The organism is Paraburkholderia sp. J69-1, assembly GCF_905220255.1.
In the GTDB taxonomy this organism is placed as follows: Bacteria; Pseudomonadota; Gammaproteobacteria; order Burkholderiales; family Burkholderiaceae; genus Paraburkholderia.
Window position 1 is genome coordinate 63,228 of record NZ_CAJMZG010000006.1, and the last position, 12,277, is coordinate 75,504.

Consider the following 12,277-nt stretch of genomic DNA (forward strand, 5'->3'; position numbering starts at 1 on the left):
TCTATTTTCGAAATATGATTTTTCGAAAATACGTATTCCTTATTCAATTATCGAAATTGCAAATTACTGAAATCGACCAATCACGCCAATCCAATTCGATTGAATGCCCGCAGCATATCCGTCAACCGCAACCCTAACTATCTACCTGGATAGGAAGCCCTTTTATCGCCCTGCCAGGCACTGCGAATCGCCTATATTTTCCTCAGAACAAAAGACAGAGAACCGGCCCTGAAAACCACGAATTTTCACGGCGCGCGAGCCCATTCAAAGCACGCAAAAAACTCCCACGATCATCGCTTTCGAAGCGTCCAATGCATTGCCGATAACGCAACGCAGGCGCCATCTCGTGTGCTTTTTCCAGATTCCGGTCATAGCGGGCGCGAACCGCCGCGCGCCTGCAGAAGTCGTGAAATACCGGCGGCAGCCCGAGGCACCTTACTTTATTAAGGATAGCGAATCATGGCTTACAAGAAGCTCATCAACCAAAGCGGCCTGTCACTTTCAATCGAACTCGTTTCCCGTCTGGGATCGGAACCCAATCAAGCCGGTCCGATCGTGACGGTTACGTTGCCGCCGGGGGGACGGCAAACGGTGGAATACGGCAATTCGCAGAATCCGTTCCTTAACGGCCTCGTCGTTTCTTCGGGTTCGGACGGCGCGTTTTCCAATGGTTCGCAGGTCGTGACGACGCGCGGCAGTTCGTGGGACAACGTGCTGAACACCAACGACACGCTGACGTTCAGCGGCGCCGGCGGCCTGAACGTGATCGGCTCGAATACCTGATCCGCGCAACGCAACGCAATTCCACCGATTCCACCCAGTCCCACCGAACCGCTCGCTGGCCGGTCCGCGCCAAAGCCAGCGAGCGGTTGCCGAAGCGGCCCGAACACCGCGCACGCGCTCCGCAGACGGGGCCAGAACACCCCTTCCCGCTCATGCCTTCGGGCATCCCGCCAGTTTTCCGCACAAAAACCATTACCGTCGCTACATCCATGATTTTGAAGGCTTTTTTAACTCTTATATAAGACATAAGACATTTGACGCGAGCGCTCAATCCCGTTAAAATCGCGGTCAAAGCAGTGCCTGGCACAGCCTCGGAGTGCCGAAGAGCCTTCCCCTGAAACGCAATATCAGCAGGTCCCCCATGCTTGAAAATTACCGTGCTCATGTAGCCCAGCGCGCCGCGCTCGGCATTCCCCCTCTGCCGCTGACGGCCCAACAGACCGCCGAGCTGGTTGAACTGCTGACCAACCCGCCCGCAGGCGAAGAGCAGACCCTCGTCGATCTGATCACCAACCGCGTGCCGGCTGGCGTGGACGAAGCGGCTCGCGTGAAGGCTGGCTTCCTGGCGGCTGTGGCCAAGGGCGAAACCGCCTGCGCGCTGATCTCGCGTGCCCGCGCGACCGAACTCCTCGGCACCATGCTGGGCGGCTACAACATCGCCCCGCTGATCGAGCTGCTGTCCGACGCCGAAGTCGGCACGGTTGCAGCCGACGCGCTGAAGAAAACCCTGCTGATGTTCGACCAGTTCCATGACGTCAAGGAACTCGCGGATAAAGGCAACGCAAACGCCAAGGCCGTGCTGCAAAGCTGGGCCGACGCAGAATGGTTCACGAGCCGTCCGGAAGTGCCGGAAAGCCTGACCATCACCGTCTTCAAGGTCACCGGCGAAACCAACACCGACGACCTGTCGCCCGCTCCTGACGCCACCACGCGCCCGGACATCCCGATGCACGCGCTGGCGATGCTCAAGAACGCCCGTCCCGGCATCACGCCGGAAGAAGACGGCAAGCGCGGCCCGATCAAGTTCATCGAATCGCTGAAGGAAAAGGGTCACCTGGTCGCTTATGTGGGCGACGTGGTCGGCACGGGTTCCTCGCGTAAGTCGGCAACCAACTCGGTGCTGTGGTTCACGGGCGAAGACATCCCCTTCATCCCGAACAAGCGCTTCGGCGGCGTGTGCCTCGGCGGCAAGATCGCTCCGATCTTCTACAACACGATGGAAGACGCCGGCGCACTGCCGATCGAACTCGACGTGTCGCAGATGGACATGGGCGACGTGGTCGAACTGCGTCCGTACGAAGGCAAGGCCTTCAAGAACGGCGAAGTCATCTCCACGTTCCAGGTCAAGTCCGACGTGCTGTTCGACGAAGTGCGCGCCGGCGGCCGCATTCCGCTGATCATCGGCCGTGGTCTGACTGCCAAGGCGCGTGAAGCGCTGGGCCTCGCACCGTCGACGCTGTTCCGCCTGCCGCAACAGCCGGCCAACAGCGGCAAGGGTTTCTCGCTCGCACAGAAGATGGTTGGCCGCGCATGCGGTCTGCCGGAAGGCCAAGGCGTGCGCCCGGGCACGTACTGCGAACCGAAGATGACCTCGGTTGGCTCGCAGGACACCACGGGCCCGATGACCCGCGACGAACTGAAGGACCTGGCCTGCCTGGGCTTCTCGGCCGACCTCGTCATGCAGTCGTTCTGCCACACGGCAGCGTATCCGAAGCCGGTCGACGTCAAGACGCACCAGACGCTGCCGAACTTCATCAGCACGCGCGGCGGTATCGCGCTGCGTCCGGGCGACGGCGTGATCCACTCGTGGCTGAACCGCATGCTGCTGCCCGACACCGTCGGCACCGGCGGCGACTCGCACACGCGTTTCCCGATCGGCATCAGCTTCCCGGCAGGTTCGGGTCTGGTCGCCTTCGCGGCTGCTACCGGCACGATGCCGCTGGACATGCCGGAATCGGTGCTCGTGCGCTTCAAGGGCAAGATGCAGCCGGGCGTCACGCTGCGTGACCTCGTCAACGCCATCCCGCTGTGGGCCATCAAGGAAGGCACGCTGACGGTCGCCAAGCAAGGCAAGAAGAACATCTTCTCAGGCCGCATTCTGGAAATCGAAGGTCTGCCCGATCTGAAGGTCGAACAGGCATTCGAACTGTCGGATGCATCGGCAGAGCGTTCGGCAGCCGGTTGCACGGTGCACCTGAACAAGGAACCGATCATCGAATACCTCAACAGCAACATCACGCTGCTGAAGTGGATGATCGCGCAAGGCTACCAGGACCCGCGCAGCCTCGAGCGTCGTATCAAGGCGATGGAAGCCTGGCTGGCCGACCCGCAACTGCTCCAGCCGGACGCAGACGCGGAATACGCAGCCGTCATCGAAATCGATCTGGCCGAAGTGCATGAGCCGATCGTCGCCTGCCCGAACGATCCGGACGACGTGAAGACGCTGTCGGACGTCGCCGGTGCGAAGATCGACGAAGTGTTCATCGGTTCGTGCATGACCAACATCGGTCACTTCCGTGCGGCTTCGAAGCTGCTCGAAGGCAAGCGCGACATTCCGGTCAAGCTGTGGGTCGCTCCGCCGACCAAGATGGACCAGAAGCAACTGACCGAAGAAGGCCACTATGGCGTGTTCGGCACGGCTGGCGCGCGTACCGAAATGCCGGGCTGCTCGCTGTGCATGGGTAACCAGGCACAAGTGCGCGAAGGCGCGACGGTCATGTCCACTTCGACCCGTAACTTCCCGAACCGTCTGGGCAAGAACACGAACGTGTATCTGGGCTCGGCGGAACTGGCAGCGATCTGCTCGCGTCTGGGCAAGATCCCGACCAAGGAAGAGTACATGGCCGATATGGGCGTGCTCACCGCGAACGGCGACAAGATCTATCAGTACATGAACTTCGACAAGATCGAAGACTTCAAGGAAGTCGCCGACACGGTGCAGATCTAAGCGTTGATCGCATCGCTACGGTGTGAAGCTGGCACCGTAGTTTTGCTGATCGTGCAATGCGCAATGGCGCTGCGGGCTTCATGCCGGCAGCGCCATTTTTCTATCGGCTCGCGCACAAGCGCGCGTTATTCGCGTGGCGGATGCCCGGCCCAGGCGCGCTGCAGCAGTTCGCGCAGCGGTGCCGCTTCAATCGCACGCGGATTCCAGTACGGATTGGACATCGCCACTTCGCACGCGCGGTCCAGATCTTCTTCGCGCAGCCCGATTTCAGCGAGGCTCGCGGGCACACCCAGTTCACGGCTCAGATCGTAAAGTCCTTGCGCGGCATTCGTCGTGTCGAGCGCACGGGCGATACGAAGCATCGCGTCTTCCGCCGCCGTGCTGTTATAGGCCAGTGCGTGAGGCAGCACGATGGCATGCGTTTCGGCGTGCGGCAGGTTGAAGGTGCCGCCCAGCGTATGGCAAAGCTTGTGATGCAGCGCCATGCCGACGTTACCCAACACCATGCCGCAAAGCCACGCGCCGTACAGGGCATCGCTGCGCGCTTCCATGTTCCGGTGACGCTTGTTGATGCCGCGCAGCCCCTTCGCCAGCGAACGGATGCCCTCCTCCGCCATCAAGGCCATCACGGGATTGCCGTCTTTCGCGTACAGCCCTTCCGCAGCGTGCGCAATGGCATTCAAGCCGCTGACGAACGACAACTGCGCAGGCAACCCCGCTGATAGCTCTGGATCGTAGAGCACGGTTTTCGGCAGCACTTTGGCATCGCGGCCGGTGCGCTTCAAGCCATCTTCAGTTATGCCAAAGATCGGCGTCATCTCCGATCCGGCATAGGTCGTGGGAATCGCGATGATCGGCAGCGACGACTCCAGCGCGATCGCCTTGCCAAGGCCAATGGTCGAGCCGCCGCCAATCGCCACTGCGCAATCGGCGCCAGCCTCTTTCGCAAACTCGCGCGCACGGCGCGCATTTTCGATCGGCACGTGCATCTGTGCCCCATCGAATACGCCTGCGCTTTGCGGGCCCAGCAAAGCGGCCACTGCCTCCGCCTGCTCGCGCTGCTGCGGCGTACACAGAACAATCGCGCGGCGCGCGCCCAGCGCCTCGACTTCCTGCTGGACCAGATTCATGCTGCCCGCGCCAAACACCACGCGCGCGGCATGTGTCGTATAAGTGAACTCGTACATAAGCCGTTTTCTCCGCGAAGTGTCAGACGTAATCGACCTGATGTCGCGCGATGCGGCAGTCGCCGAGCACCTGCTTGACGCGCATATGTTCGGGGTGCGAAGCATAGGCTTCGAGATCTGCGTGACTGGCGAATTCCGTATACAGAACGACGTCGCACGCATAATCGACCTTGCTGACATCCATGCCGACTTCCAGCTTCGTCAGCCCGGGAATCTTGCCCGCCAGACTTTCGAAGGCCGATTTCACGAACTGCGCCGTTTCCCTTTTCTGCTCGGGCGTTTCGCCGCGAACCTTCCACATTACGATGTGCTTGATCATATCGGCGCCTTAAGCCTTGTTCTTGTTGTAGACATCGACGAACACCGCGGCCAGCAGCACGATGCCTTTGATCACCTGCTGATAATCGACGCCGATGCCCATGATGGACATGCCGTTATTCATGACGCCCATGATGAATGCGCCCACCACGGCACCCACGACCTTGCCCACGCCACCAGATGCCGACGCTCCGCCGATAAAGCACGCGGCAATCACATCGAGTTCGAAACCGGTCCCCGCTTTAGGCGTACCGCTATTGAGGCGCGCGGCGAAAATAATCCCTGCCAGTGCGGCGAGCACGCCCATATTGACGAACGTGAGGAAGCTCACGGCCGGTACGCTCACGCCGGAAAGGCGCGCGGCCTTGGCATTGCCGCCCACCGCGTAGACACGGCGGCCGATCGTCGTACGATTCATCACGAAGGTGTACACGCCAATCAGCACGCCCATGATGACGAGCACCGTAGGCAAGCCGCGATACGACGCCAGCAGATAGCAGAAATAGACGATCAAGGCGGTGAGCACGACGTTCTTCGCCACGAACATCGAAAACGAACCCTTGGCCATGCCGTGCTTCGCGGCGCTCGCGCGGTGGCGCCACTCGATGGCGAAAAACGCCGCGCCCACCAGCACGCCAAGCACAATCGACGTGATATGCAGATCCTGACCGTTGAATACATCGGGAATGAATCCCGAACTCACGGCAGCGAAGCTATCAGGAAAAGGGCCTATCGACTGGCCTTGCAGCACCAGATTGGTCAGCCCGCGAAACACCAGCATGCCGGCCAGCGTGACGATAAACGATGGCATCTTCCAGAACGCGATCCAGTAGCCCTGCACGGCGCCGATCAGTGCGCCGGCTGCAATGCAGATCAGCGTGGCCAACACATAGTTGACATTGAACTGCACCATCAACACCGCAGCCAGTGCGCCAACGAGCCCCGCCGTCGAACCCACCGACAGATCGATATGCCCCGCCACGATCACCATCAGCATGCCAAGCGCCATGATGACGATATAGCTGTTTTGCAGCACCAGATTCGTCAGGTTGAGCGGCTGCATGAGCACGCCGCCCGTCGCCACCTGAAAGAACACCATAATGACGATGAGCGAGAACAGCAGCCCATATTCACTGGCGCCGCGCTTGAACGCCGCCACGATTTCGCTTTTCTTGACTTCCACTTCCTGCTCAGCCATGGGCGAGAGAGCTTTACGCATTTCAGATGCCTCCATTACGCATGATTGCCCGCATGATCTTTTCCTGCGAGACTTCTTCCGAGCTGAACTCGCCGACAAAGCGGCCTTCGTTCATGACATAAACGCGATCGCACATGCCAAGAAGCTCCGGCATCTCGGAAGAAATCATGACGACGCACTTACCCGCCGCAACCGCCTGATTGATGATGCTGTAGATTTCGTATTTAGCGCCGACGTCGATACCGCGTGTCGGCTCGTCGAGAATGAGTACATCGGGTTCGGAAAACAGCCATTTGCTGAGCACGACCTTTTGCTGATTGCCGCCCGACAGGTTGCCCACCACATGGGACACGCCCTGCGCGCGAATTCTCAGTTTCTTGAGATACTCTGCTGCGATGCTGGCTTCACCGTATTCATTCAGGACACCATATTTTGAAACGCCCGCAAGATTGGCCAGCGAGATATTGGTCTGAATATCGTCGTCCAGCAGCAGACCATTGCCTTTGCGGTCTTCGGTGACATACGCCAGGCCCGCATCGATCGCCTTACGCACGGAAGAAACATCAGCCGGCTTTCCATGCAGCAGCACCGTCCCGCTGATGTCCTGACCATACGTGCCGCCGAACACACTCATCGCCAGTTCGGTTCGCCCCGAACCCATCAACCCCGCAATGCCGACGATCTCGCCCGCGCGCGCCTGCAGATTGACGCCCTTGATCACCGCACGATCGCGCTGCGTGGGATGCTGGACGCGCCAGTCCTTCACCTCGAAAATCACTTCGCCGATATTAGGTGTGCGCTTTGGATAGCGATCCGACATTTCGCGGCCGACCATTGCCTTGATGATGCGGTCTTCACTCACGCTTTGCGCGCGGCAATCCAGTTCATCGACCGTAGAACCATCGCGAATGACAGTGATGCTGTCCGCAACGCGCGAAATCTCATTGAGCTTGTGCGAAATGATGATGGACGTCACACCGCGCTCTTTCAGATCCAGCAGCAAATCGAGCAGCGTTTCGCTGTCTTTCTCATTCAGGCTTGCCGTAGGTTCGTCGAGTATCAGCAGCCGCACTTCCTTCGACAACGCTTTCGCGATTTCCACCAGTTGCTGCTTTCCGATGCCCAGCGTGCCCACCGGCGCATCCGGCGAATCGTTCAGCCCGACTTTCTCCAGTAGCGTCCTGGCACGTGCACGCGCCCCCTGCCAGTCGATCACGCCGCGCCGCGACTGCTCGTTACCAAGAAAAATGTTCTCGGTAATCGAGAGCATCGGCACCAGCGCCAGCTCCTGGTGAATGATGATGATGCCCACGTCCTCGCTATCGGTGATATCCGAAAAGGCGCGTTCCTCGCCGTCATACACCACGCTGCCAGCATACGAACCATGGGCATAGACGCCACTCAGAATCTTCATGAGCGTCGATTTACCGGCACCGTTCTCTCCGCAGATCGCGTGAATCTCGCCCTTCCTGACGCGCAGGTTGACGTTATTCAATGCCTTGACCTGGCCGAAGGTCTTCTGGATGCTTTTCATTTCCAGAATCGTGTCCATCTCTCTGTTCCTCGCTTCTCACAGGCTCGCGCTTTACACGCCCGATCACGTCACCGCACTGCCGCCATTACTTGACTTGCGCTTGCGTGTAATAACCGCTGTTGATCAGCATGCTCTGCACCGAATCCTTATCGACCAGCACCGGCTTCACGAGATAGGTGGGCACGACCTTCACGCCGTTGTTGTAGCTTTTCGTGTCGTTGACGGGAACCGTCTTGCCGGCGAGCGCGTCGTCCACCATATCGGCGGTGACGCTCGCAAGCTTGCGCGTGTCCTTGAATACCGTGGTGGTTTGTTCGCCGCGCATGATCGCCTTGACGTTCTGCACGTCCGCATCCTGGCCCGTGACGACCGGCATACCCGCCTGGGCCGTCCCATAGCCCACTCCCTTGAGCGAAGAAATCACGCCGATGGCAATCGCGTCATTGGGCGTCCACACGGCGTCAAGATGCTCCTTGCCGTAGAAGGCGCTGAGAAGATTGTCCATTCGCGATTGCGCCGTTGCGCCGTCCCAGTTGCGCGTCGCGATCTTCTCGAACGCCACCTGCTTGCTACGAATCACGAACTTGCCGCTATCGATATAAGGCTTGAGCACCGACATACCACCCGCGTAAATCATGTGTGCGTTGTTATCGTCGGACGAACCGCCGAAGAGTTCGATATTGAACGGCGTCTTGCTGCCCTTCTTCTGCCATTGCGCCACGATGCTTTGCGCCTGCAGCACACCCACGCCATAGTTATCGAACGTCGCGTAGTAATCGACATCCCTGGTCTGGCTGATCAGGCGGTCATAGGAGATGACCTTGATATGTTTCTTCTGCGCGTAGGCCAGTGCATCCGAAAACGTCTTGCCGTCGATCGGCGCGATGATCAGCGCTTTCACGCCTTTGGCCAGCATGTTTTCGACCTGATTCACCTGGGTCGGCACATCGTAGTTCGCGTATTGCAGGTCGGCGCTATAGCCTTTGGCCTTGAGTGCCTCGACCATGCTTTTGCCGTCGGTCAGCCAGCGCGACTCAGTCTTGTCCGGCAGCGAAATGCCGATCACGCCCTTGTCCTGCGCGTACAAAGAAGCCGACATGGCGGAAAGGCCGATACCGATAGCCGTAGCAATAACGGCACGCTTGACGATGTTCATGCTTGTCTCCTGATCAGTATGACTAATTATCTTTGATTGAATGATTCTGGATGAACCGGCCTCCCACGAGACCGGTTTCCGCTGACTCCGCTTACTCGATAAAGACCTCGGCGCCTGCCTTTTTCGACGAAGCGAACATGGCCTCGATCACACGGCTGATGTTGTAGGCCTGGCTCGCTGGCACGACAGACGGCGTACCGTTGCGCAATGCGTCGAAGAACGCAGTCGATTCGCGGTCGAAATACACCGGGTTGCCAATTTCAGCGATATCCGGCGAATACTCGGTTTTTTTCGTGGCCCAGATTTCGGGGAAGCTGGTTTCCTGCCACTCGGTCCAGCCTTCGGGATAATCGCCCTTGCCTGCGTCGTAAATCTTGTAGCTGGCCGGCAGCGAACGCGACGACATAATGCCTTCGGTGCCATAAGCCGTGATGTCCCAGCTTTCCGTCCATGGCAGCACGTCCCACGACATAAAGTCGATGGTCACAATCTTGTCGTCGTAATTGAGCACTGCGCCCGCGGCATCTTCACGCGATTCGTCGCCGTGGAAATCGGGGAACTTCGTGATACGCGCGTTGACTGACTTCGGCGTACCGAAATGCAGCAGAATGCGATCGACCAGATGGCAGCCGATCACAAACACCGCGCCACCAATATCGCCTGGCTGCGTCATATGCGCCGTTCCCGCTTCGTCGTGCGAGCAGCCGCCGTGCGCACGCACCTGCACGACCTTGCCAAGACGCCCACTTTTCAGCGCAGCCTGCATCGCGTCGACCGACGGTGCAAAGCGCCAGCAATATCCCACCTGCACGAGCCCGCCTGTGCGCTCGACGGCCTGCATGATGCGCCTGGCGTCTTCGGAACTGCGCCCGGCCGGCTTTTCGCACAGCACTGCCTTGCCGGCTTCGAGCGCCTCGATGGTCAGTTCCGCCATCTTGTCGCTCTTCGAATGCACGAGCACGACATGTACGTTCTTATCGGCAAGAATCTCTTCTTTCGTGCGCGCCTGCAGTCCCAACGCATCCACGAAGGGCGTGAGCAAGGGGCTGGTGTCCCACGCGCCGAGCATCTTCGCGTCGCTTCTGCGCTGAATCGCTTTCACCCGGCCCGATGTGTGCGGATGCGTAATGCCCAGACACGCTACGCCAATCGTTTCTGCAGAATCAATGTTGTGCGCCATGACTTTTTTCCTCCTGCTCGTGAATTAGACCGTAATGGCTTTGCCGGAACGGGCGGATTCAAGCGCGCATTCAGCAAGGCGCAGCGCCTTCAGGCCGTCGTCAACCGAAGTCGGCAGCGGCGTGCCGTTATTCAGCGCATCGACAAAAGCCTGCAACTCATTACGGTAAGCATCGACATAACGTTCGAGGAAGAAGTTGAGCAGCGGCTCGCGCACATCGGTCGCTTCCTTGCTCCATCGGCGGATCGTGGACGGGCGCAGATTTTCCTGTAGCAGCATGCCTTTCGAGCCCGACACTTCCATGCGCTGATCGTAGCCATAAACCGCTTCGCGACAGCAGTTGATATGGCATTGCTTGCCCGATGCCGTGCGCAACTGGACCATCACCGTATCGAAGTCGCCGAGTTCGGAGAGCGATGAATCGACGAGACGGCTCGCCATCGCCATCACTTCCACCGGCTCTTCGCCGAGCAACCAGCGCGCCATATCGAGGTCGTGAATCACCATGTCGCGGAAGATGCCACCCGAATGCTCGACGTAATCGCGCGGAGGCATGCCGGGGTCGCGGCTCGAAATAATCACCTGGCGCACTTCGCCCACATCGCCCGCGTCAATGGCCTGACGAAACGCCTGCGACGTGGGATCGAAGCGACGATTGAACGCCAGCATCACGCGGCCATTGCGACGCTCGACTTCGCGCGCGGCGGCCAGCGACTTCTCCATGTCGAGATCGATGGGCTTTTCGCAAAGCACGGCTTTGCCGCGTGCCACCGCTTCGAGCATGAACGCAATATGCGTGTCGGTCGGCGTGCCGATCACGACGGCGTCGATATCGCTGCGTTGAAGCACTGCCATGCAATCGGTGGATGCCTCGCAACCCAGACGTTCCGCGAGTGCATTGGCCGCAGCAGGCACCGGATCGGCCACCACGACGAGCTTCGCGTTCGGAATGGCAGCGGCATTGCCGGCGTGAATGCGGCCAATCCGGCCAGCGCCAAGGACGGCGATTCGAATCATGTTTGTCTCCAGAGATATTCAGTGGTTTCGATCGGCGAAAATGACCGGATCAGGCCAGGGCACGATTCGTGGCAGAAAATTGCGCGATGGTGGTGTCATACGCGCGCTTCGCCATTTGCTCCAATGGCAGCTTGCGGAACGACTCCGAAATCAATTCGACGCCGTAATAAGGCAGATCGCAGCCGGCCTGTTCCAGCGCCTGAACGAATGCCGGGCAGTCGGCGACGCCTTCGCCGCACAACTGGCGATTGAAAGTCGAGTCGTCCAGCAAGGTGCCGCGAATCTGTGCGGCCACGTCATCCAGTTCGACACCCTTGATAAAGCGTGCGGGAATAGCCGCAACTTCGCTATACGGGCTGCCGAAGCGCGCGACGTGCCAATGATCCACCATCAAGCCACCATTGGGCTGGTCGGCGCCTTGAGCAATCTGCAAAGCGTCGCCGATATTGCGAATGACCGAGAACGGCATGAATTCGATCGCCACCGTTGCGCCAATCGTTGCGACGTCTTCGCAGAGCGTCGCGAATTCGGCGGTCATGCGCGGGAAATCCGCTGGCGTCGTATCGAAGGGGTTCGCGCCTATCTTCAGATTGCGCATACCGAGTTGCGCGCCCAGTTCAATCACACGGCGGCGGAAATGATCGGATTTAGCGCGCGCTTCGCCATCGAGATACCAGTCCATCAGGATTTCGAGTTCGAAATACTTCATGCCCGTATCGTCGAGAATCTGCTTCACGCCCTCGATGCCATATTGATCGACACTGTGTTCGAGATCGTCGAGAATCAGACCGATGCCTCGCCAGCCCGCTTTCGATGCTGCCTCGGCGCGTTCGCGCAGCGTGTAGGGGCTGATTTCCGTCGGGGCACCCGGATAGACGTCGCCAGCCAGCGTCCAATAGGCGGCCAGAAGCTCTTTGCTTTTCGTGCTCATTTCCAGTATCCAGTGGATAAATTAAT

10 protein-coding genes are annotated in these 12,277 nt (G+C 59.3%); 2 read left to right on the forward strand and 8 right to left on the reverse strand.

The window, feature by feature from the left end:
* The first annotated feature begins 459 nt into the window (after window positions 1-459).
* Together U5A67_RS12465 and acnB are read left to right on the forward strand one after the other, a co-directional pair.
* The gene (locus U5A67_RS12465; RefSeq protein ID WP_241023126.1) at window positions 460-783 is read left to right on the forward strand and encodes a hypothetical protein; all 324 of its coding nucleotides are present in this window, start codon (window positions 460-462) and stop codon (window positions 781-783) included.
* Window positions 784-1,144: 361 nt separating this feature from the next.
* Window positions 1,145-3,730, forward strand: a complete 2,586-nt coding sequence (gene acnB / locus U5A67_RS12470; protein ID WP_205981000.1) for a bifunctional aconitate hydratase 2/2-methylisocitrate dehydratase — start codon at window positions 1,145-1,147, stop codon at window positions 3,728-3,730.
* 125 nt (window positions 3,731-3,855) lie between these two features.
* On the opposite strand, the gene U5A67_RS12475 is transcribed toward acnB, so the two are convergent.
* From U5A67_RS12475 to U5A67_RS12510, 8 genes are all read right to left on the reverse strand, one after another.
* Window positions 3,856-4,917 (reverse strand): maleylacetate reductase, encoded by a 1,062-nt coding sequence (locus tag U5A67_RS12475; protein ID WP_321814920.1) that lies wholly within the window; start codon window positions 4,915-4,917, stop codon window positions 3,856-3,858.
* A gap of 22 nt (window positions 4,918-4,939) precedes the next feature.
* Complete coding sequence (locus U5A67_RS12480; RefSeq protein ID WP_321814919.1) at window positions 4,940-5,236, reverse strand: Dabb family protein; 297 nt, start codon at window positions 5,234-5,236, stop codon at window positions 4,940-4,942.
* A 9-nt stretch (window positions 5,237-5,245) separates the two neighbouring features.
* Window positions 5,246-6,433: a multiple monosaccharide ABC transporter permease gene (mmsB, locus tag U5A67_RS12485; protein ID WP_205981081.1), complete on the reverse strand. Its 1,188-nt coding sequence runs from the start codon at window positions 6,431-6,433 to the stop codon at window positions 5,246-5,248.
* A 22-nt stretch (window positions 6,434-6,455) separates the two neighbouring features.
* Window positions 6,456-7,985, reverse strand: a complete 1,530-nt coding sequence (gene mmsA, locus U5A67_RS12490) for a multiple monosaccharide ABC transporter ATP-binding protein (protein WP_321814918.1) — start codon at window positions 7,983-7,985, stop codon at window positions 6,456-6,458.
* A gap of 67 nt (window positions 7,986-8,052) precedes the next feature.
* The gene (gene chvE, locus U5A67_RS12495; protein WP_321814917.1) at window positions 8,053-9,123 is read right to left on the reverse strand and encodes a multiple monosaccharide ABC transporter substrate-binding protein; all 1,071 of its coding nucleotides are present in this window, start codon (window positions 9,121-9,123) and stop codon (window positions 8,053-8,055) included.
* Window positions 9,124-9,214: 91 nt separating this feature from the next.
* A complete protein-coding gene (locus tag U5A67_RS12500; protein ID WP_321814916.1) occupies window positions 9,215-10,303 on the reverse strand; it encodes a Gfo/Idh/MocA family oxidoreductase in 1,089 nt (362 codons plus the stop codon).
* 24 nt (window positions 10,304-10,327) lie between these two features.
* The gene (gene iolG, locus U5A67_RS12505) at window positions 10,328-11,320 is read right to left on the reverse strand and encodes an inositol 2-dehydrogenase (RefSeq protein ID WP_205981006.1); all 993 of its coding nucleotides are present in this window, start codon (window positions 11,318-11,320) and stop codon (window positions 10,328-10,330) included.
* 49 nt (window positions 11,321-11,369) lie between these two features.
* Window positions 11,370-12,251: a sugar phosphate isomerase/epimerase family protein gene (locus tag U5A67_RS12510; RefSeq protein WP_321814915.1), complete on the reverse strand. Its 882-nt coding sequence runs from the start codon at window positions 12,249-12,251 to the stop codon at window positions 11,370-11,372.
* Window positions 12,252-12,277 lie beyond the last annotated feature (26 nt).